Source organism: Pseudomonas anatoliensis, assembly GCF_017976235.1.
GTDB classification, from domain to species: domain Bacteria; phylum Pseudomonadota; class Gammaproteobacteria; order Pseudomonadales; family Pseudomonadaceae; genus Aquipseudomonas; species Aquipseudomonas anatoliensis.
The window spans coordinates 359,185-379,068 of record NZ_JACVHC010000007.1; the positions used below are offsets into that span (position 1 = coordinate 359,185).

Sequence of the window (19,884 nt, forward strand, 5' to 3'; positions counted from 1 at the left end):
GCTCTGCTCATGAAGCTCAAGATGCTGTTAATACTGCTGACGTGCTGGTTGCCGATGGCTTTCGCCAGTAATGGTCCGGCGGCTGCGCGGGTCAATGGCGAAGAGATTTCCGAGTTTCGTCTTGAGCGATTTTTTGCCGAATACCTGGAGGATCAGGGCCGCGCAGTGGCGAGCATTCGCAGTCCCAAGGCCTATAAACAGCTGCGTCAGGCCGCACTCGATGCGCTGATCGACAAGGAATTGCTCTGGCAGGAATCACGCAAACGCGGCCTGCAAATCGATGACCAAACGGTGCAGCAGCAAGTCGAGCAAACCCGCCAGGCCATCGGCGGCAACGAACGATTCGTGCGGCGTTTGCAGGATGCCGGTTTCGATGAAGCCTCGTTCACCGAATACACCCGCCGTGAGCTGGCCGCGCAGCAAATGTTCGCCCAACTGATCCGCGCCAACACTTTGCAACCACGGCACCTGCTGGTTCGGGTCGAGCCGCAAGCGGATGCCGCCACAGATGCGGCGGCGCGTCTACGCTTGATGAAGATGCGAGCTTCTATCATTGATGGCGCAATCTTCGCCAGCGATGCGGTACGCTCGCCATTCGGCTGGCATTTGATCTATGTGGCGAACCACTTGGAGGCGGGCGATGTCCCAGATTTGCAGGGGCTTGAAACAGCTCGGACGCAGCGCGCCCGACAGCAACAGACCCAGGCTCGTCGCCAGGTGCTCGCGCAATTACGGGCGCAGAACAGGATTGAACGAACTGACGACGATTGAAGGTTCCCCCCCAACAGTGGGGAATGGCTTCGATGCCCATTCAGGTGCTTCCCCGTTTCTGGGGAACGGGGTACCGGGACGAGCGGGCATTGTCATGAAATTCAAGGACATGAAGACTTAAATTTACCGGCACTCAGCCTGGCATGAAGTGTGCGTTAGCCATTGTAAGGCGCACTTCAGCGGGTTCAGTTTTCGGACTTGCAGGTTTCAAGGAGTCGACCTTGGTTAACAAAGTACTGGTTGTCGAAGACGAACAGCTGCTTGCACAGAACCTGCAGGATTATCTGTCGGCGCAAGGGCTGGACGTCCGGATTGCACATGACGGCGCGACGGGTATCGGCTTGGCCGAGGCGTTCGCTCCCCAAGTGTTGGTGTTCGATTACCGCTTGCCCGATATGGAAGGATTTGAGGTGCTCGACGCGGTCCGCCAGAACAGGACGTGCCATTTTGTGCTGATAACGGGTCACCCGACCGCTGAAGTCTGTGAGCGGGCGCGGCAACTGGACGTCAGCCACATCCTGTTCAAACCGTTTCCATTGGCGGAACTGGCCCGAGCTGTCTGCGACCTTCTGGGCATCCAGCGCGAAGCGAAACCCGGTGCGAGCCCTTCCGAGGGCTTCGTCGAACGACGCCAGAGCAGGACCGAGAGCTTCCCGTTGCAGTTGTACGATGGCAGTTGGGTGCTGGCGGATCGCCGAAGAAACAGGTTGGCGACCCTGGCACCGGACGACGATCAAATGCTCACCGGGGAGTAATGGCGCGATAGACGTTCCGGCACTCGCCGCAATTGCCTCCCGCGCCGTCAGGGCCTCAAGCCCCGGGTGTTGGAGAGCAAGCCATGGATCGTCTGTCCGTTGTCGTCGAACCGCAGGTTGCGCAAAACGTTGCATCCAGTTTTTCAAGTGAACAACTGTCCCAGGCCCGGGCGCGGGCCGCCAGTTCCGGCGAACGGGTGCTGGATGCGCTCGGCGTGCTCTGCGAACTGGCGCCGATGCCGTTCATTGATTGCCTCGGCGCGACCCTGCATTACCCGGTGCTCGACACCGACGGCCTGTTTGCCGCGACACCGGTGTTCGACCGGGTCACCCTCGCACAATGCCTCAAGCGTGAATTCATCCTGCTGCGCCACAACGACGAAGTCATCGGTGTGTTCGCCGACCCCTTCGATTCGGCGCGGCTGGCCTGGATCGACGACTGCCTGCACGGCGCGCCGCTGTATCTGGTGCACGCCGACGACCTCAAGGCTTATCTGGCTCGCCACGAAGAAAGCTTCCACGCCGTCGAATCGCTGAACGCCCAGGGCGACACCCACAGCGAAATCGACACCCTGCAAAGCCTGTCCCTGACCAGCATCAGCGAAGACGCCAGCAGCGTGGTGAAACTGGTCAACTCGACCCTCTACGACGCGCTGAAAATGCACGCCAGTGACATCCATCTCGGCACCACCGGCCACGGCCTGGTGATCAAGTACCGCATCGACGGCGTGCTCAACAACATCAGCAAGGTTCAGGGCGCCGAGTTCGCCGAGCAGGTGATCTCGCGGGTCAAAGTCATGGCGGAACTGGATATTGGCGAGAAGCGCGTGCCGCAGGATGGGCGTTTCAAGATCGGCATCAGTGGTCGGCAGATCGATTTTCGCGTGTCGATCATGCCGAGCATCTTTGGCGAAGACGCGGTGTTGCGGGTGCTCGACAAACAGGATCTGGCCGACAAGGTCTGCGGCGTGCAATTGCAGGCGCTGGGCTTTGAAGACGAAACCCTGCGTCAGCTGCGGCGCCTCGCCGCCGAACCCTACGGCATGGTGCTGGTGACCGGCCCCACCGGCAGCGGCAAGACCACCACGCTGTACGCGATGATCACCGAGATCAACCACGGTGTGGACAAGATCATCACCATCGAAGACCCGGTCGAATACCAGTTGCCCGGCGTCCTGCAGATCCCCGTCAACGAGAAAAAAGGCCTGACCTTCGCCCGTGGTCTGCGCTCGATCCTGCGTCACGACCCGGACAAGATCATGGTCGGTGAAATCCGCGATCCGGACACCGCGCAGATCGCCGTGCAATCGGCACTCACCGGCCACCTGGTGTTCACCACCATCCACGCCAACAACGTCTTCGACGTGATTGGCCGCTTCACCCAAATGGAAATCGACCCCTACAGCCTGGTCTCGGCGCTCAACGCGATTCTCGCTCAGCGCCTGATCCGACTGGTGTGCGCCAGTTGCAGCACGCCGGTCAATCCGAGCGATGAAGAACTGCGCGCCTCGGGCCTCGATCCGCAGAAAGTCGATCACTACCACTTCGTCCACGGCAAGGGCTGCGGTCACTGCCGGGGCAGCGGTTATCGCGGGCGCACGGCAATCGCCGAGCTGCTGCACCTGGACGACGAACTGCGCCAGATGATCGTCGAGCGCCAACCGATTACCAAAATCAAAGCCCTGGCTTGTGCCCGTGGTTTGCGCCTGTTGCGCGAATCGGCGCTGGAGCTGGTGGAGCAAGGTCGGACCACGCTGGAGGAGATCAATCGTGTCACTTTTATCGCGTGATCAATTTGTCGCCGTGCTTGGCGCCAGCGGTGTCGGCCTGGCGCAGCGGCGGGGTAGCGAAACCCTGTGGCTGGGCAGCGTCGGTTACATCGACGAAGGCTTCCAGAGCTACGCGGTGGCGCTGGATACCCTTGACCGTCTGCTCGGTGAACACGCCCGCGCCGGTGCCGAGTTGAGCGTGGTGATTTCCAGCCACTTCTGCCGGTTCTGCCTGGTGCCATGGAGCGCGCACATCAGTAGCCCTGAAGAACTGCGCGGCTTCGCACAACTGTGTTTCGAAGACCTGTTCGGCGCACCGACGCAAACCTGGGGGTTGGTGCTGTCCGCCGAACCGGCAGGGTGCGACCGCATCGCCAGCGCCTTGCCGCAAGACTTGCTTGATCGCCTGCGAGCCCTGGTCAGCGGTCGCCGTCTGCGCCTGCATTCGGTGCAGCCGTATCTGATGACGGCGTTCAACCGTTTCGATAAAAGCCTCGAGGCCGGCGACTTCTTGTTCGTTGTCGCCGAACCGCAGCGCAGCGTCTTGCTGCTGGCGCGGGAAGGGCGCTGGGCCGGCGTGCGCTCGGTGGGCGGCAGCGACAGCGACGTGGCGCTCAGAGCCTTGATCGGCCGCGAACGGCAATTGCAGGCGTCGACCAGCGAACGCGCCTTCAACGTTTATCTGCATGCACCGGCGCGCCTCGATGCGCAGCCGCAAGTGGCGGGCGTGCAATTGCGCACCCTCGAAGACAACGCGATGACCGTGCGTGACGGCTTGTACGTCATGTCCCGGGCGGTGGCCTGACATGCGCGCCCTGAATCTCGACTTTCAGCCACGTCGCCGTTCCGGCCCGTTGGGCTGGAGCCTGTTCGGCGGCGGTGTGTTGCTGGCGCTGCTGTGTCTGGGCGTGCAACAGCATCTCGATACCCAAGCCGAACAGCAGCAAGGTCATTTGCAAACCACGCAACGCCAGCTCACCGGCGACAGTGCAAGTAAAAGTACCTTGAGCCCGGCCGAAACCCGCGAGCAAGCGCAGAACCTCGCCGAAATGCGCAAGGTCTCGCAGCAGTTGCGCCGCCCTTGGGAACGTCTGTTTGCGATGCTCGAAAGCATGCCGCGCGACGATGTTGCCTTGCTGACCCTGACCCCGGATGCCCGCAAGGGGCAAGTGCGGATCAGCGCTGAAGCACGTGATCTGCCAGCGATGCTGGATTTCCACAAGCGCCTGGAGGCCAGTGACGAGCTGTCCGACGTGTCGCTGCTCAGCCATGAAATCGTCGTCAAATCGCCGGAGCAACCGGTGCAATTCAACCTGTCGGCGACTTGGGAGATTGGCGATGCGAATCCCTAGACTGATCGTTCACGAATATCTGCAAGGCCTCGGCCTGCCGGGCCTGGCCGGGCTGGCGCTGGTATTGATTGCGCTGGCCTGGGCACTGGGCGGCTTGCTGCCGGGCTGGCAATCGTTGCAGCACCTCAGCCAACAGACGCATGAAGCCAATGCCTACCTGGCCAAAGTCGAGGATGGCAGCATCGCGCCGCCCGTGGTGCCGCAACGCCAACTCGATGATTTTCGCAACAAACTGCCGTCGCAACCGCAGGCCACCGTGGCCATCGACCGCATCTACGCCCTTGCGGCGCAAGAACACATCACCCTGGCGCGCGGTGAATACGCCCTCGGCATCGATCCGAAAACCCATCTGGCGCGCTATCAGATCCTCTTGCCGGTGCGCGGCAGTTACCCGCAACTGCGCCGCTTCCTGCACGCCTTGCTCGGCCAGTTGCCTGCGGTGGTGGTGGAAGACGTCGAGTTTCAACGCAAGAAGATTGGCGACACCGACCTCAATGGCCGGATCCGTATGACCCTTTATCTGTCGAGGTCGTGATGAATACCAAGCGCGTGACGGGTTGGGTGGCGTTCTTCGGCGTGACGGCCGCGCTGGCCTGGTTGCCGGAATATTTTTCGCCGAGCGACGATGCGGATTCGACGGATGTTGCCGTGGCCACCCCGGCGAAAACCGCCGCCCGTGGCGCCTTGCCGGCAAACACCACAAAGGCCAAAACAGCAGCCATCAAGGACCTGACCCCGGCGGGCGATCTGTTCGCCGGGAAATCGTGGAAGGCCGCGCCAACCCTGGCCACGGTCACCGAAACAGCCGTCAATCTCACACCCGTGGTGCAAGCCCCGAGCCTGCCACCGGTGCCGTTTCAGTTCGTCGGCAAGCTGCATGACCGCAGCGACCTGCAAGTGTTTTTGCAGAACGGCGAAAAAATCTACGTCGTGCGCAACGGGGATGTGATCGACGACACCTGGAAGATCACCGGCATTTCCGATCTGGAACTGAGTCTGGTCTACCTGCCTTTGCATTTGTCGCAGACCTTGTCTGTGGGGAGTACGCAATGAACCGATCCCGTTTGCTGATGAGCCTTGGCCTGTGTGCCGGGCTGACGGCGTGCAGCTCCGCGCAAGTGGCCAACAAGGAAGCCGCCGACCTGATCGAACAGGGCCAGTACGAGGCGGGTCTGGCGCGAGTCGAGGAAGGCTTGCGCGAGAATCCGCGTGATACCGAACTGCACCTGCTGCTCAACAGCGGCCGGGCCAAAGCCATAACCGCGCTGCTGACCTCAGGCGACACCGACCGCTCACGCCGCGATTTCGCTTCGGCCCGCACCGCTTACAGTCGCGTGCTGACCATCGAGCCGAACAACCGCCGCGCCCAGGATGCGCTGCGTCAACTCGAATACCTGCGCAGCATGGACGAGAAACTCGAACTGGCCCGGGGTGACCTGCGTCGCGGCGACATCTACGGCGCCGACCGTCAGGTCAAACAGATCCTCGAACTCGACCCGAAAAACGACGGCGCGCTGGAGCTGCAAGGCAACATCCGTCTGGTGCAGAGCCGTAACGTGATTGCCTATCCGCAACTGCGCACCAAGCTCGACCGGCCGGTGACCCTGGAATTTCGCGACGCCAACCTCAAGACCATTTTCGAAGTGCTGTCGCAGGTTGCCGGGTTGAATTTCATCTTCGACAAAGACCTGCGTCCCGACATGAAAGCCACAATCTTCGTGCGTGACGTGCGTATCGAAGATGCTGTGGCGTTGCTGCTGCAACAAAATCAGCTGCATCAGAAAGTGGTCAACGAAAACACCTTGCTGATCTACCCGGACTCGCCGCAGAAAGTGAAGGATTACCAGGAACTGGTGATGCGCACCTTTTACCTGACCAGCATTGACGCCAACACCGCGCTGAACATGGTCAAGACCATGCTCAAGACCCGCGACGTATTCGTCGACGAGCGCCTCAACACCCTGACCATGCGCGACACCGAAGACGCCGTGCGCATGGCCGAAAAACTTCTGCAATCGCAAGACCAGTCCAACCCGGAAGTGGTGCTCGAAGTTGAAGTGATGGAGGTTGCCACCCAGCGCATTCTCGACCTCGGCCTGCAATGGCCAAACACTTTCGGCGTGGTCAACAGCGACGGCTCGGCGGTGACGCTGCTCGATCAGCTCAAGGGCATCAACTCCAGCCGCATCAGCATCTCGCCATCGCCGCAAGCCAAGATCAACGCGCAGGACAACGACATCAATACCTTGGCAAGCCCGGTGATCCGTGTCAGCAACCGTGAACAGGCGCGTATCCACATCGGTCAGCGCGTGCCGATCATCAGTGCCACTTCGGTGCCGTCGACCCAAGGCCCGGTGATCACCGAAAGCGTCACTTATCTGGATGTCGGTCTGAAACTCGAAGTGCAGCCGACCGTGCATTTGAACAACGAAGTGGCGATCAAGATTGCTCTCGAAGTGAGCAACGCCACCCCGCTGGAACCGACCCGCCAGGGCACGATTCCGGTGCAGGTCGACACCCGCAACGCACAGACCACACTGCGCCTGCACGACGGCGAAACACAGATCCTCGCGGGGCTGATGCGCAACGACCACGGCGCGACCGGCAACAAAATTCCGGGTCTGGGCGATATTCCGGGTCTGGGCCGCTTGTTCGGCAGCAACAAGGACACCGTCGGCAAGTCGGAGCTGGTGCTGTCGATCACCCCACGGATCGTGCGCAACCTGCCGTACCAGAGCCCGTCGGACATGGAGTTCTCCACCGGCACCGAAACCAGCATGCACATTCAGGCGCCGGATCGCTCGATGCAGACCTCCACCACGCCCGCGCCAGCCGCACAGCCTCGTGCTGTCGGTGAGTCGGCCGTGGCGACCCGTGTCACTGTCGAGAAGCCTTGATCATGAACGCCTCTCAGCGCGGTTTTACCTTGATCGAAGTCGTGGTGACGCTGGCCCTGATTGGCTTGCTGGCGAGCATGGCCGCGCCGTTGACCGAGACCCTGGTGCGGCGTGGCAAGGAGCAGGAATTGCGCACCGCGCTGTATCAGATTCGTGATGGTATCGACGCCTACAAACGCGCATTCGATGCCGGTTACATCGAGAAGTCGCTAAACAGCAGCGGCTACCCGCCGAACCTGAAAATACTGGTCGAAGGCGTGCGCGATGTGCGCAGTGCCAAAGGCGCCAAGTTCTACTTTCTGCGCCGTATCCCGCGTGATCCGCTGGTGCCGGCCAAACGTGATGACGAAGGGGGTTGGGGCGTCCGCGCCTACAACAGTTCGGCTCAAAACCCGCGCGATGGCGAGGACGTTTTCGACGTCTACTCCGTGGCACGCGGCAAGGGCCTCAACGGCATCGCCTACCGCGAGTGGTGAACCTCATGCGCCGCGAAAAAGGTTTTACCTTGCTGGAGCTGATGGTGGTGATGGCGATTATCGCCACGCTGATGACCATTGCGCTGCCGCGCTACTTCAACAGCCTTGAAGCGTCGAAGGAAACCACCTTGCGCCAGAGCCTGTCGGCGATGCGCGAAGCGCTGGACCACTTCTACGGTGACACCGGTCGTTACCCCGACTCCATCGAGCAATTGATCGAGCAACGTTACCTGCGCAATGCACCACTGGATCCGATCACCGAACGCAAAGACCAGTGGGTGCTGATCGCGCCACCGGACGGTGTGGCGGGCGGCGTGGCCGACATCAAGAGCGGTGCTACCGGGAGGGCGCGTGATGGCAGCCAATATGCCGAGTGGTAAACACGCGCAGCAGGGCGGTTTCACCTACCTGGGCGTGCTGTTACTGATCGTCGTGATGGGCATGGGCCTGGCCAGTGCCGGCGAATTATGGTCGACCGCGTCTCGCCGCGATCGCGAGAAGCAATTGCTCTGGGTCGGCACCCAGTACGCCCAGGCGCTGCGCAGCTACTACCGCAGTTCGCCGGGGCTGGCGCAGTACCCGAAAGAGCTTGCTGACCTGCTCGACGATCAGCGTTTTCCCGAAGCGCGGCATCACCTGCGTCAGCTCTATCCGGACCCGATCGGCCAAGGCGAATGGGCATTGCAGCGCGGTTTTGACGGACGCATCACCGGTCTCAACAGCCCTTCGACCGAGGTGCCGATGAAGCAATCGGGTTTCCCCACGCAGTGGTCGGATTTCGAAGGCATGCAGCGTTATTCGGACTGGCAGTTCGTCGCTGAAAAAGCCTTCCTCGACGGCACCAGTGGCCCGGCCAAGGGACAGTCGAACTTGCCGCAGGCGTTGCAACCATGACTCGCCAATGGTGGTGCGCGCTGGCCCTCACCGTGGTGGCGTGCTGCGCCCATGCCGGTGAAGAAGATGAATTGATGGGCTTCATCGTCGACGACACGATCTCGCACATCGGCCACGACTTTTATTACTCGTTCAGTGAACGCCTGCGCGACACCAGCAAGATGGATTTCAACCTGGTGGTGCGCGAGCGGCCCGACGCGCGCTGGGGAAGCCTGGTGACCGTGGAATATCAGCAACGCCTGGTTTATCGGCGCTTCCTGCCGCCGAACACCGTGGAACTGAAGGACGAGGCCTACGCGGCCGCCGACTGGGTTCGACGCCAGGTTGTCCAGCGCAAGCTGGAGGCACTGTTGCAGGACACCACCGACCTTGAGAAGGACGAATTATGAAAACCACAACGTTCTCACGGCGCAGCGGATTCTGGATCTCGGGGTTGTTGGTCGGCCTTGCCAGCGCTGCCGCCGTCCAGGCCACCGAGCTTGTCTACACGCCGGTCAATCCATCGTTCGGCGGCAACCCGCTCAACGGCACCTGGTTGCTCAACAACGCCCAGGCGCAAAACGATCACGACGACCCGGACCTCAAGAGCCGTTCGAGCGTGGCCGGCACTTCGGCGTTGGAGCGCTTCACCAGTCAATTGCAATCGCGACTGCTAGGGCAGTTGCTGGACAACATCTCCACCGGCAACACGGGGAGCCTGTCCACTGACTCTTTTATCGTCAACGTCATCGACGACTCCGGGGCACTGAGCATTGAAGTGACCGATCGGGTGACCGGTGAAATTTCGGAAATTCAGGTGAACGGCCTCAACCCATGACGGGCTGACGGTTCCGGGGAGTGCTGGACATGAAAAAAATAATCGCGCTAGGGCTGATGTTGGCGACATTACAAGGGTGCAGTCTGCGCGAGCCGATGTCGGCCGAGCAGGACACCGAAACCCCGACCCTGACACCACGGGCGTCGACCTACTATGACTTGCTGAAGATGCCGCGGCCCAAGGGGCGCTTGATGGCGGTGGTGTACGGTTTTCGTGATCAGACCGGGCAGTACAAGCCGACGCCGGCCAGTTCGTTTTCCACCAGCGTGACCCAGGGCGCGGCGTCGATGTTGATGGACGCAATGCAGGCCAGTGGCTGGTTTGTGGTGCTGGAGCGTGAAGGGCTGCAGAACCTGCTGACTGAGCGCAAGATCATTCGCGCGTCGCAGAAGAAGCCCAATACTCCGGTGAATATTCAGGGTGAGCTGCCACCGTTGCAGGCGGCGAACATGATGCTTGAGGGCGGGATCATCGCTTATGACACGAATGTGCGTAGCGGTGGGGAAGGGGCGCGGTATCTGGGGATCGATATTTCCCGGGAGTATCGGGTGGATCAGGTGACCGTGAATTTGCGCGCGGTGGATGTGCGTAGCGGGCAGGTGTTGTCGAATGTGATGACCAGCAAGACGATTTATTCGGTGGCGCGCAGTGCCGGGGTGTTCAAGTTTATCGAGTTCAAGAAGTTGCTTGAGGCCGAGGTGGGTTACACGACTAACGAGCCGGCGCAGCTTTGTGTGTTGTCGGCGATTGAGGCGGCGGTGGGGCATATGGTGGCCCAGGGGATCGAGCGGCGGTTGTGGCAGGTGGCGGGGGACAGTTCTTCGCCTTCGCAGGATGATGTGTTGAATCGGTATTTGAGTCAGAACAAAGTGGATCCGGAGGCTGAGGCTGACGCTGAGTGAACATGGCGGCCTTTGGGCCGACCAGGTTCTTGTTGATTGAGTACATATCCGTTGCTGCGGTAATGGCTGCTTAGGGTTTCGCCCTTACGGCGACTCACTTTTTTTACAAACGCCTAAAAAAAGTAAGCAAAAAAACGCTTGCTCCTACGTGCGGCCCGCTCGCTGAGGCTCGGGGTTCCTTCGCTCCGGGATCGATCCGGGCGCAGCGCCTACGGTTTGCTTCGCTGCACCTCCTCTCGCTGTGTTTGGCTGCGCCAAACGGTCGCTGCGCTCCCACGCCCGGATCAATCCCGGAACGAAGCCTTCCGACGTCGCTGGTGGATCAAGATCAAGAGCAGGCGAGCTGACACTCGGCCTAATGGCGGGCGCGTTTACTGTAGGAGCTGCCGAAGGCTGCGATCTTTTGCTCTTGCTCTTGCTCTTGCTCTTGCTCTTGCTCTTGCTCTTGCTCTTGCTCTTGCTCTTGCTCTTGTAGGAGTGAGCCTGCTCGCGATAGCGGCTGACCGCCGCCCCATTCCTGTCTGAATACACCGAATCCAAACTGTAGGAACCAGTCTGCAGGCAATGCCTCACCTGCAGGCGCAGGCGAGATTTTTGGGAGGGGTGACGTTAGAATGCCATCACTTTCGCAACGCAAATCAAAAGGAATGAATAAGGGCTCATATTGTTCGGGCTGGTGTTTGTGCTGACCGTCGTGTTTGCCGTTTATGGGGTGGTTGGCCTGATAGCACCGAAGGTATACAGGAACAAAAAAACCGGCAACGTCCCTGGCCGGTTGAGCAGTTTTCTGACGGGGATATTGCTGACGTCGCTGTCCTTCGCTCTTCTGACCTATCTCTCAACCCAAATTCAGCACGCCGGTAGATCTGAGGTGGTGTCCGCCAGCGCCAACCGCAACGCTGCACCTTCAGCGACCTCGTTGGGGCTGACTGCTCCCGAATTCCATGATGCGTTCAACGCTGCCATTGGCCGATACAATAAAAGTTATAAAATCGCCGACTTTGAAGTACGGACAGGTGGAGCCCAGCCAACGTTCTTGTATCAATTGAGCAACGATCTGCTGATGCAGGGAACCATTGATACTAATGATGCCAATGTAGATGGCGTGACCCTGATGATTTTTTCGCCGAGCGGAAGCGAGGAAGAGCAGCGGCGGATATTGACCGTTTTGCTTGCGACGACTGAGGCACTCAACCCTGATATCCCGGTGGAGGAAAACAAGAAAATCGTCATGGACGTGTTCCATGACTCTATTGCGAATTTCAACTCCAAGCTGGGCGTCCAGCGGATAGTCGGCGACCTGACTTACTCATCGATCACGCTTGAATACACGGGAATGTGGTTCGTTATCACAAAGAGCAACAAGAGCTGAGTGTTCACCAGCACATAAACATCCGCGACCTTTTCATCAGGAAGTCGCGGATTACCAATATCAAATTCCCCGTCGCAAAGCGTTTGCCTGGCACCGCCCATCCTTTATGAATGCATCCAATCGGTGTGGGTTCTGATTTTGCTTTTCTGTCGGAGCTGCGGTGTGATGATTCGACTTGCCAGCGATGGCGGCCTGACAGCCGGCCAATTTCTTGGGGTTGTACGCATCCCTGTAGGAGCTGCCGCAGGCTGCGATCTTTTGATCTTGCTTTTGAAAAATCAAAAGATCGCAGCCTGCGGCAGCTCCTGCCTTTGCGTATTTCAATTCTGGATGTTTAACGGTGTTTCGAATTCGCGGAACCTTCCCACAATGTTTTCAGGTTGTCCGTCGGACGTCCGGTCTCTAGCCTGTGTTCGTCGCTGCCAAATCAGCGACCGGGATTGGAAACCCCGACGTGAACCGAGCGCATTAGCGCTTTTCATGACGTATGCTTGCGCACCTTTATTGTGTGCACTCCGTTATGGCGGCTGTGCGCGGGAGACCTTCGGGTCAACCGGGTTCTCCGTTCCCCGGGTTTCCAGCCTGCGTACAGCTGCCACCTATTCGTTCGGAAACCGAATGGGCCAGCTCCACTTCAGGATCGGAGATTCACCATGAAAAAACCAACACCCAACCCGCCAGAATCCGAAGCCACCCCCGACACCACATCCCCCTACGCCACAGTCGACAGCAAAAAACTCCACGAAGCCGCCGACCGCGCCCTCGATTACTACCTCCGTCCCGACCCCGGCATCATGGCCAGCACCAACGAGCCGGAAGCCATGTACTTCGCTAACCCCAGGTACAACACCGAATCCCTGCTCGCCAACGCCAGCGAAACCCTCGGCTCGGCCAGTGAAATGCTCAACAACTTCGCTGCTTTGCTGCCGCCCTCACACCGCAAGACCGCGCTCGGTATTGCACAAGTCGTGATGCTGGGCGAACTGGCCGTCAATCAAGCCCTCGATCACGTCGAGTTGAAGGATGGCTAATTCCCCGAAGATCCAAAACGATCAGGAAGTAGAAAAGCGCCGTCTGACCTTGGAAGCGTTGGCCGATGTGGATGCTGGTCGCGTTATTGATGATCAAGCAGTGCAGGACTGGGCTGAATCTTTGAGTTGCCCGGAATCACCATCCAAGAGTCCCCCATAACTCAGGAAGGATGGGAAACAAAAAACGCGATCCTCGAAAAGGTCGCGTTTTTGTCGTTAACAAAATAATTACGTTTGATCTGCCGGCATTTTTCGGTCTGCGTTATGGATATTCCTGACGCGCATGCAAAATGCTCAAAATATTTATCCGACCCACCACTTGATAAATGATCAGGTAGTTGGGGTGCACAACCATCTCGCGAGTGCCGGGCGCTCGACCTATTCGATAGAGGTGTGGATGTTGAGCAAGGGTAACCGTAGCACCTTCGATAGCTTGGGAAAGTCTGTCAGCCGCTACTAAGTTCCGGTCACTGATGTAATCAAGGATTTTCAGGAGTTCAGCCCGAGCTTCGGGCTGCCACTCAACCTGCATCGTATTTTTTACGCTTTGCTTCCATTAGGGCACGCATCTCGACCATAACCTGATCATTTGGAATGCTCGGTCGTGGATCATTCATAGAAGCCTGCACTTTGGCGATCAACCAGCGATCATAGCTCGCAGCTTGCTCTTCAAGGTCAAGATCTGAAACGACTGGGCACAGTGGGTCGATTAAAGACGGGTCGATCATGGCACCTCCGGGTTTAATGCCTCGAAGTCTATTCGGTAAAGCATTTGCTGTCGTCGCTGGCTGGATGAATAGCACGTTGGTCAAGCTCCATGAGGATCAATTTGTCCCGAAGAATCCTAGACGCCGTACTTCCGACGGCCAACCGCCAGAAGTGGTAGGAAAACACCACCGATTTACTAAAAGCTTTCTTTTTTCTGTAGGACTCGGCTGATCTGACAAGCCTCGCATGTGGTTACGTCAGCCTACAAAAAAACCGCGACCCCCCCTTAACCAGAGAATCGCGGCCCATCAACACCCAACCCTTACTGCTGCAAAACACTCGCCTGGTTAGCCGACCCAAACTGCTGAATATTCGCCGTCTGCGTAACCCCACTCTGATCGACATTGGCGATGTTCCCCATCCCCCCCTGGGTCACATACGCCACGTTCATCGTATCCGCCTGCTTGACAGTGATCATGTTGTCGCTGCCATACAGCTGCGCGGTGTACGCCTGGTTGCCAGTCCCGGATTGATCAAACTCAGCACTGTTGCCGGTGCCGTTCGACGAGCCCTGCACCAGGTTGGTAGTCCCGCGCTGGTCGGCGATGAGGATGTTGTCGCTGCCGTTCTGATCAAAATACAACTCGTTGTAGGAATCAGCCTGACTGACCGTGGTTTTGTTGCCGGTGCCAGTCTGGTTGGTGGTCATGATCTGGCCGACCCCATCCTGAGTGAAGCTGGCAATGTTGCCACTGCCGGCCTGGGTGACCGTCGCGCGTTGGGCGCTGCCGAACTGGCCACCCGATTGCGGGCCTTTCCAGTTGCTGGCGTAGACCTTGTTGTCGTTGCCCACGGAGGTGGCGGTCAACACGTGGCTGTCGCCGTTCTGGTAGGTGAAGTGCACGTTGCCGTTGCCGACTTGATACAGCGCCAGCGTCGAGTTGACCGACTCGAACTGGTCGGCATAGATCGCGTTGGTATTGCCGATCTGGGTGACGGCGGCGTTGTTGTTTTCGCCGAAGCTTTGGTCGACCACGGTTTCGTTGCTGTCGCCGTATTGGTTGATGGTGGCTTGGCTGGCCAGTTGCGAGTCTTGCCAGACTTCGCTGCCGTTCATGTTGCCCAACTGGTTGACGGTGATGTTGCCGCCCGTGCCGTTGCGCTGGTCGGCGTAGGCGTAGTTACTTTCGCCGGCCTGGTTGATGCCGATCTGCCCGCCGTTGTGGAGGACCTGCTCGGCGGTGCCGTAGTTGGCGGTGCCGTATTGGGTGATCACTGAGCTGTTGCCCACGCCTTCGTAAAGTTGTTCGATGTTGGCTTCGTTGCTGTCGCCGAACTGCAAGGTTTTGCCTTCGCTGCCGTTCTGCGAGTCCTGATAGACGAACGAGAAGTTGCCGGTGCCTTGCTGTTGTTGCAGCGCCTGGTTGCCGGCGCCGAAGCCGAGCGACTGGCTGGCGTGGCTGGTGTTGAACGCGCCGACCTGTTGCTGGGTGATCACACCGTTGTTTTCGAACAGTTGCTCGGCGTAACCGGCGTTGTAGTCACCAACGGCATCTTGGGTGATGACGCTGGTGGCGTTGTCTTGCACGGCAGCGGCGTCGTTGCCTTGACCGAGCTGGGTCTGGGTGGCGGTGCTGAACGGGGCCTGTAGCTGTTTTACATCGGCGATGTTGGCGGTACCGGCCTGGTTCTGGGTGGAGAGGCTGTCGTCGGCCATGGCCTGGGCACTGATCATGACCAGGATCGCGGCGGTGAGGGGCGTCAATTTGAACATGATGATATCTCCAAGGGGTTGCAGTGCTTTAGCGGTATTGCTTGACCGAGACGCTCATGCCGTTGCCCGACTGGGTCACGGCGCTTTGCAGCCCCGCGCCGGCCTGGTCGATGCTGGCGTCGTTGTTGTTGCCGTTTTGCGAAATCTGCGCGCGGTTGTGGCTGCCGTTTTGCGTGATCGAAGCGGCGTTGCCGGAACCGTTCTGGGTGATCAAAGCCATCAGGTCGCTGCCTTGTTGCAGGATGTACGCCTCCTGATTGCTGCCTGACTGAACGATCCGCCCAAGCAGCGACTGACCGTTCTGAGAGAGCAGGGCGACGTTGGCCTGGCCGATCTGCTCGATCAGGGCTTGCTGGCCCATGGGGAGGGGCAGTTCGCCGAGGTCGATGCTGGTGGGCGCCAGGTCATCGTTCTCCATTAAATCGTCGGCGCGTACACCCGCACTGGCGCACAAGGCGAGCAGGCAAAGCAGGGTGGCGGTCGGCGTGTTCATGGCGTTGTCCTGTGTTGATGTGGCCGAGCCTTTGCCCCACCCACCGGAAGGTGGGCGGGGCGCAGGGTCAGAGTGTGTTTACCGAGACCGTGCGCACGGTGCCTTGGGACGAACGAATGGTTGCGGTCGGGTTAGCCGATGGCACTATCAACGTGTTGGCCAGCGTCAGCCGCCAGCGTCCGGTCAACGGCACCGTGGTCGTGCCCAGCGTTACCAGCCCGGTCGGGGTGGTGACTTGCACAGTGATGGTGTTGCCAGTGGTCACTGAAGAAGTGCCGGTGAAGTCCCAGTTGAAGCGACCGCCGGAACGCGCCTGCACGGTAGAAACGGTGACCGCGAAGTTTTCCGCCGCTGGCCGTGGCGACACTTGCACCGTGACCGTGGCCGGCGTCGACAGGGCGCCTACGCTGTCCCGGGCGATGTAGGTGAAGGTCGTGGTGAACGCGGTTGTCACGGTGGCCGGTGGGGTGTAGGTGACCACCGCGCCGTTAGTGCTGACCGTACCGCGGCCGGCGGCCGGTTGAGTCAGGCTGTTCACTGCCAGTGGTACGTTGCCTTCCGGATCGCTGTCGTTGGCGAGCACGTTGATCGGGATGGCTACCCCTAAAGTGGCGATGCTGTCGGCTACGGCGGTTGGTGCCTGGTTCGGCGCGACAGTAATCGTCACGGTCGCCGGGTTGGCCGAAGCCAGGCCCTTGGCGTCCTGCGCCTTGTAGGTGAAGGTGGTGGTCAGCGGTGCATTCACTACGGCTGGCGGGGTGTAAACCACCGATGTGGTGCCGTTGAGGACGACGCTGCCTTGGCCGGCTGCCGGTTGCGTCAACGCGGTGATACCCAGCGGTGTGTCGCCGTCAGGGTCGCTGTCGTTGGTCAGCAGGTTGAGGGTGACTGGCACACCGAAACTGGTGGAGCCTGCGTCAGCGACGGTCAGCGGGGCCTGGTTTTCACCGGTGTCCGGCGCATTGCCTACGACCACGACGGCCTCGGTGTCACTGCCGCCAGCCGCGGACTTCACCGTCACGGTGGCCGGTGGCTGAGTCAGGTCGGCGACGGTGATGCGTTGCAGGGTGCCGGTTTTCGACAGGCGTCCGTAGCCCTGGGCAACCATGTCCGGGATCGCCACTTCATCGGTCGATGTCGCTTCGATCAGCAGGCTGTGGTTGGCCCAGTTGTAACGTGCAGTCTGCACTTTCACCACGTCGGTAAGTTTCGCCGACACGGCGGTTGGACGGGTCGTTCCGGTCGGGTTGGTCGCGGTCACAACCACCACCGGTGGGACTGCGCCAGTGCCAAGGCGTTGGCCGAAGAACAGTCCGTTGTTGTCGCCCAACAGATTGGTCTGGCATGGCGTCAGCGGCGGACCAGGGAGCAGCGCGACGCTTTCGCGAAAGCACAGGGTCGAGCTGTTATCAGCCTTGGCGAACACTTCAGCGCGCACGCCCGCGGCGGTGCGACGATAGGTGGCGCGGTCGATTTCGACCTGGGTTTGCTGACGGTTGTCGAGCACTTTGCCGGACAGGCTGAACACGGTGGACTGGATCGTCCCCGCAGGCCCGGTGATGCGCAGGAAGTTGGTGTTGAAGGGGCTGCCGGTCACCGCTTCGTTGAGGTTCGGGTCGCCGACGAAGGTTTCCGTGGCGCCGGTGTCGGGGTTCACTTCGGTGTAAGGGCCGTTGACGCTGCGCAGGAACGGCCCGATTGCGCCACCGACGGCGCCGCTGAAATTGCCCGGCGCACCAATGCCGATGTCGCGAGTGATATTGATCGCGCGGCGGCCCGGCGTGGTGACATTGACCGTTTCGACGCCGTACGGGTGAGTGATGGTGTAGGTGCCGGCAACCGGGACGTTCACCCGGATGCGGATCCGCGCGAAGCTTTGCTGATCACCGTCCGCCGGATTTTCCGAGGCGAACGCCGCTTCGATCCCGGCCACGTAGGCGTCCACGCCATAACCGGCGCCATTGTCGGCGATGGTGGTTTCGGCGAGAAACCAGAACGCTTCCGGCGGCCAGTTATCGGGGAAGATCATCGGCTGGGCATCGTCGTAGATACCCGGCTCAGCCAGCAGAATGCACATGTACGATGGTGGGTTGCTGGCCGGTACCCGCGAGCTGGCAGCGCGCGACTGGCAAAGCTCCATCGAGAGCTGGTTTTCGTCCTGATACCACATCGGGAATTTCCCGGTGGCGAAGGTGTAGGGGCCGGGGTCGACGGCGGCCAGTTGCGCGTACGCACTGCCGGTCAGTGAAAGAGCAAGCCCGAGCGCGTTGAGCGCGAAGCGTGGCCACTTGTTCATGATGCCTCCTGATACGGATCTGGGCATGTGAGCGTTCATTGCACGATGACCACTTCTTCGGTATCGCTGCCGCCGTTGGACGACGTCACCAACACCCTGGACGGTGGAATCGGCGAGATCCCGGTGGCCAGGGTTTTCACCGCGCCGTCGCCGCCCAGCGCACCGATGGCGGCGCCGCTGCCGGAGGTGGCGGTGAGTACGGGTGGCGACGTTTCGTCACTGGTCGAAGCGACCACGGTCAGTTGCCCGGAGCTCAGGCTGTACTGGGCGCTCTGGATAATCACCAGATCGGTCAGGACCATCGGCAGGGTGGTCGGCGTGCTGCTGGCGATGGCCAGGTGGTTGTCGGCGATCACTTGCAACGTGGTCGGCAAGGTCGGGTTGAGCGAAGATTGCGCGTACCAGCTGCCGGTGCTGTTGGCTTCGGTCATGTTCAGCACTGGGGTGCTGCTGGTGATTGCTGCGGTGCCGGGCGCTGGCGGTGCGAGGACAAACACGTCTTGCTGGGCCACGGGTGCGCTTTCACCGGCCTTGCGCGAATAGGTGCTGCGCTGCGGGATCATTGGCGTTGGTCGCACCACGGTCGACAGCTTGCCGGAGACGGCAAACGTGGTCGTGCGTAAATCCAGACCGTTAGGCCCTTCGATCCGTACGTAATTGGTGTTGAACGGACTGCCGGTGACCGCTTCGCTGAGGTTCGGGTCACCAACGAATTGTTCGGCGGCGCCGGTCAGCGGGTTGGTCTCGGTGTACGGCCCGTTGACGCTGCGCAGGAACGGGCCGATGTCGCCTTTGAGCGCGCCATCGTAGGTTTTCGGCGAGCCGATGCCGATGTCGCGGGTCATGTTGATCGCACGCCGGCCGGGGGTGTCGATGTTGAACACGTCGACGCCGTAAGGGTGGGTGATCACGTAGGTGCCGGCGGTCGGCACATCGACGCGAATGCGGATTCGCGCAAAGCTGACCTGATCGCCTTCGACGGGTTCTTCAGCGGCGAACGCGGCTTCGATGGCGCTCACGTAACCGAGGTCAATCCCGCGTGCCGCATCGACCAGTGCAGTTTCACCGGTGAACCAGAACGCTTCATCGGGAAAGTTGGTGGGGAAGACAATCGGCTGCGCGTCATCGAACACACCGGGGGTCGGCAGCAGCGAGCACATGTACGAAGGCGCGCCGGGTGCGCTGGGCACCCGAGAACTGAGCGCTTTGGACAGGCACAGCTCCAGCGTGCGACCGTGGGTGTCTTGATACCAACTGGCGAAACCGCCGGTGGCCGGGGCGTATGGGCCGGGGTCAACAGCAAACAAGGCGGCCTGGGCAATGCCCTGGGCCAATGCGCTCACGACCAGGACGGTCGCGGTTTTGGACAGTAAAGGGTGCATGAGTTAAGCCCTCTATCGAAGTACCTGCCCCTTGGGGGTGGGTCAGTTGCAGAGGGCCTGTACACCTTCCATGCCAAGGTCTGGCGAATGGGCTTGAAAGGCTCGGTTTAGAGGGGTTTGTCAATAAGCGGCCGGGCGATACAGCATTCGGGGGATAGGGCATGAGTCCCCAGCATTGGGGCCGGTGGGGCACCC

22 protein-coding genes and 1 pseudogene are annotated in these 19,884 nt (G+C 60.3%); 17 read left to right on the forward strand and 6 right to left on the reverse strand.

The features are described 5' to 3' along the window. Positions 1-9 precede the first annotated feature (9 nt). From ICA16_RS23330 to ICA16_RS23410, 17 genes and pseudogenes are all read left to right on the forward strand, one after another. A complete protein-coding gene (locus ICA16_RS23330; protein ID WP_150602306.1) occupies positions 10-771 on the forward strand; it encodes a SurA N-terminal domain-containing protein in 762 nt (253 codons plus the stop codon). Between the two features lie 221 nt (positions 772-992). Further along, positions 993-1,526: a response regulator gene (locus tag ICA16_RS23335; RefSeq protein ID WP_150602305.1), complete on the forward strand. Its 534-nt coding sequence runs from the start codon at positions 993-995 to the stop codon at positions 1,524-1,526. A gap of 83 nt (positions 1,527-1,609) precedes the next feature. Next, the gene (locus ICA16_RS23340) at positions 1,610-3,316 is read left to right on the forward strand and encodes a GspE/PulE family protein (protein ID WP_210701736.1); all 1,707 of its coding nucleotides are present in this window, start codon (positions 1,610-1,612) and stop codon (positions 3,314-3,316) included. Then, positions 3,297-4,100: a hypothetical protein gene (locus tag ICA16_RS23345; protein WP_210701737.1), complete on the forward strand. Its 804-nt coding sequence runs from the start codon at positions 3,297-3,299 to the stop codon at positions 4,098-4,100. The genes ICA16_RS23340 and ICA16_RS23345 overlap by 20 nt, the downstream gene beginning before the upstream one ends. A 1-nt stretch (position 4,101) precedes the next feature. Continuing rightward, positions 4,102-4,647, forward strand: a complete 546-nt coding sequence (locus tag ICA16_RS23350; protein ID WP_210701738.1) for a PilN domain-containing protein — start codon at positions 4,102-4,104, stop codon at positions 4,645-4,647. Further along, positions 4,634-5,182, forward strand: a complete 549-nt coding sequence (locus ICA16_RS23355; protein WP_210701739.1) for a GspMb/PilO family protein — start codon at positions 4,634-4,636, stop codon at positions 5,180-5,182. Before ICA16_RS23350 ends, ICA16_RS23355 begins: the two co-directional genes overlap by 14 nt. Beyond that, a complete protein-coding gene (locus ICA16_RS23360) occupies positions 5,182-5,700 on the forward strand; it encodes a hypothetical protein (protein ID WP_150616544.1) in 519 nt (172 codons plus the stop codon). Before ICA16_RS23355 ends, ICA16_RS23360 begins: the two co-directional genes overlap by 1 nt. After that, positions 5,697-7,544 carry a secretin N-terminal domain-containing protein gene (locus ICA16_RS23365; RefSeq protein WP_210701740.1) on the forward strand — a complete coding sequence of 616 codons (1,848 nt, stop codon included), beginning with the start codon at positions 5,697-5,699 and terminating at the stop codon, positions 7,542-7,544. Before ICA16_RS23360 ends, ICA16_RS23365 begins: the two co-directional genes overlap by 4 nt. Positions 7,545-7,546: 2 nt before the next feature. Continuing rightward, on the forward strand, positions 7,547-8,020 hold the full coding sequence (locus ICA16_RS23370) for a type II secretion system protein (protein WP_150602298.1): 474 nt from the start codon (positions 7,547-7,549) through the stop codon (positions 8,018-8,020). A 5-nt stretch (positions 8,021-8,025) separates the two neighbouring features. Then, complete coding sequence (locus ICA16_RS23375; protein WP_150594830.1) at positions 8,026-8,400, forward strand: type II secretion system protein; 375 nt, start codon at positions 8,026-8,028, stop codon at positions 8,398-8,400. Further along, the gene (locus tag ICA16_RS23380) at positions 8,375-8,914 is read left to right on the forward strand and encodes a type II secretion system GspH family protein (protein WP_210701741.1); all 540 of its coding nucleotides are present in this window, start codon (positions 8,375-8,377) and stop codon (positions 8,912-8,914) included. The genes ICA16_RS23375 and ICA16_RS23380 overlap by 26 nt, the downstream gene beginning before the upstream one ends. Then, positions 8,911-9,303, forward strand: a complete 393-nt coding sequence (csgE, locus tag ICA16_RS23385; RefSeq protein WP_150602296.1) for a curli production assembly/transport protein CsgE — start codon at positions 8,911-8,913, stop codon at positions 9,301-9,303. The genes ICA16_RS23380 and csgE overlap by 4 nt, the downstream gene beginning before the upstream one ends. Next, positions 9,300-9,731 carry a curli assembly protein CsgF gene (locus ICA16_RS23390; RefSeq protein WP_150602295.1) on the forward strand — a complete coding sequence of 144 codons (432 nt, stop codon included), beginning with the start codon at positions 9,300-9,302 and terminating at the stop codon, positions 9,729-9,731. Before csgE ends, ICA16_RS23390 begins: the two co-directional genes overlap by 4 nt. A 29-nt stretch (positions 9,732-9,760) precedes the next feature. Next, positions 9,761-10,633: a CsgG/HfaB family protein gene (locus tag ICA16_RS23395; protein ID WP_047300539.1), complete on the forward strand. Its 873-nt coding sequence runs from the start codon at positions 9,761-9,763 to the stop codon at positions 10,631-10,633. A gap of 664 nt (positions 10,634-11,297) precedes the next feature. After that, the gene (locus tag ICA16_RS23400) at positions 11,298-12,005 is read left to right on the forward strand and encodes a hypothetical protein (protein ID WP_210701742.1); all 708 of its coding nucleotides are present in this window, start codon (positions 11,298-11,300) and stop codon (positions 12,003-12,005) included. Positions 12,006-12,658: 653 nt separating this feature from the next. Next, positions 12,659-13,036 (forward strand): DUF6124 family protein, encoded by a 378-nt coding sequence (locus ICA16_RS23405; protein ID WP_210701743.1) that lies wholly within the window; start codon positions 12,659-12,661, stop codon positions 13,034-13,036. 19 nt (positions 13,037-13,055) lie between these two features. Next, positions 13,056-13,196, forward strand: a pseudogene (locus ICA16_RS23410) (CopG family transcriptional regulator); the annotation flags it as partial. 102 nt (positions 13,197-13,298) lie between these two features. On the opposite strand, the gene ICA16_RS23415 reads toward ICA16_RS23410, so the two are convergent. From ICA16_RS23415 to ICA16_RS23440, 6 genes are all read right to left on the reverse strand, one after another. After that, a complete protein-coding gene (locus ICA16_RS23415) occupies positions 13,299-13,568 on the reverse strand; it encodes a type II toxin-antitoxin system RelE/ParE family toxin (RefSeq protein WP_150602292.1) in 270 nt (89 codons plus the stop codon). Beyond that, positions 13,558-13,764, reverse strand: coding sequence for a type II toxin-antitoxin system RelB family antitoxin (gene relB / locus ICA16_RS23420; protein WP_150594836.1), 207 nt, complete (start codon positions 13,762-13,764; stop codon positions 13,558-13,560). Before relB ends, ICA16_RS23415 begins: the two co-directional genes overlap by 11 nt. A gap of 302 nt (positions 13,765-14,066) precedes the next feature. Continuing rightward, the gene (locus ICA16_RS23425) at positions 14,067-15,518 is read right to left on the reverse strand and encodes a curlin (RefSeq protein WP_210701744.1); all 1,452 of its coding nucleotides are present in this window, start codon (positions 15,516-15,518) and stop codon (positions 14,067-14,069) included. Positions 15,519-15,546: 28 nt separating this feature from the next. Next, positions 15,547-16,011, reverse strand: a complete 465-nt coding sequence (locus ICA16_RS23430; protein ID WP_210701745.1) for a curlin — start codon at positions 16,009-16,011, stop codon at positions 15,547-15,549. Positions 16,012-16,078: 67 nt separating this feature from the next. Beyond that, positions 16,079-18,307 (reverse strand): Ig-like domain-containing protein, encoded by a 2,229-nt coding sequence (locus ICA16_RS23435; RefSeq protein WP_210701746.1) that lies wholly within the window; start codon positions 18,305-18,307, stop codon positions 16,079-16,081. A gap of 35 nt (positions 18,308-18,342) precedes the next feature. Continuing rightward, positions 18,343-19,689 (reverse strand): hypothetical protein, encoded by a 1,347-nt coding sequence (locus tag ICA16_RS23440; protein ID WP_210555536.1) that lies wholly within the window; start codon positions 19,687-19,689, stop codon positions 18,343-18,345. Positions 19,690-19,884 lie beyond the last annotated feature (195 nt).

Coding starts and splice junctions, on each gene's coding strand:
- csgE (WP_150602296.1), top strand. CDS start 8,911: ATGACTCGCCAATGGTGGTGCGCGCTGGCCCTCACCGTGGTGGCGTGC.
- ICA16_RS23360 (WP_150616544.1), top strand. CDS start 5,182: ATGAATACCAAGCGCGTGACGGGTTGGGTGGCGTTCTTCGGCGTGACG.
- ICA16_RS23355 (WP_210701739.1), top strand. CDS start 4,634: ATGCGAATCCCTAGACTGATCGTTCACGAATATCTGCAAGGCCTCGGC.
- ICA16_RS23375 (WP_150594830.1), top strand. CDS start 8,026: ATGCGCCGCGAAAAAGGTTTTACCTTGCTGGAGCTGATGGTGGTGATG.
- ICA16_RS23390 (WP_150602295.1), top strand. CDS start 9,300: ATGAAAACCACAACGTTCTCACGGCGCAGCGGATTCTGGATCTCGGGG.
- ICA16_RS23340 (WP_210701736.1), top strand. CDS start 1,610: ATGGATCGTCTGTCCGTTGTCGTCGAACCGCAGGTTGCGCAAAACGTT.
- ICA16_RS23365 (WP_210701740.1), top strand. CDS start 5,697: ATGAACCGATCCCGTTTGCTGATGAGCCTTGGCCTGTGTGCCGGGCTG.
- ICA16_RS23380 (WP_210701741.1), top strand. CDS start 8,375: ATGGCAGCCAATATGCCGAGTGGTAAACACGCGCAGCAGGGCGGTTTC.
- ICA16_RS23350 (WP_210701738.1), top strand. CDS start 4,102: ATGCGCGCCCTGAATCTCGACTTTCAGCCACGTCGCCGTTCCGGCCCG.
- ICA16_RS23370 (WP_150602298.1), top strand. CDS start 7,547: ATGAACGCCTCTCAGCGCGGTTTTACCTTGATCGAAGTCGTGGTGACG.
- ICA16_RS23440 (WP_210555536.1), bottom strand. CDS start 19,689: ATGCACCCTTTACTGTCCAAAACCGCGACCGTCCTGGTCGTGAGCGCA.
- relB (WP_150594836.1), bottom strand. CDS start 13,764: ATGATCGACCCGTCTTTAATCGACCCACTGTGCCCAGTCGTTTCAGAT.
- ICA16_RS23330 (WP_150602306.1), top strand. CDS start 10: ATGAAGCTCAAGATGCTGTTAATACTGCTGACGTGCTGGTTGCCGATG.
- ICA16_RS23415 (WP_150602292.1), bottom strand. CDS start 13,568: ATGCAGGTTGAGTGGCAGCCCGAAGCTCGGGCTGAACTCCTGAAAATC.
- ICA16_RS23395 (WP_047300539.1), top strand. CDS start 9,761: ATGAAAAAAATAATCGCGCTAGGGCTGATGTTGGCGACATTACAAGGG.
- ICA16_RS23430 (WP_210701745.1), bottom strand. CDS start 16,011: ATGAACACGCCGACCGCCACCCTGCTTTGCCTGCTCGCCTTGTGCGCC.
- ICA16_RS23435 (WP_210701746.1), bottom strand. CDS start 18,307: ATGAACAAGTGGCCACGCTTCGCGCTCAACGCGCTCGGGCTTGCTCTT.
- ICA16_RS23405 (WP_210701743.1), top strand. CDS start 12,659: ATGAAAAAACCAACACCCAACCCGCCAGAATCCGAAGCCACCCCCGAC.
- ICA16_RS23425 (WP_210701744.1), bottom strand. CDS start 15,518: ATGTTCAAATTGACGCCCCTCACCGCCGCGATCCTGGTCATGATCAGT.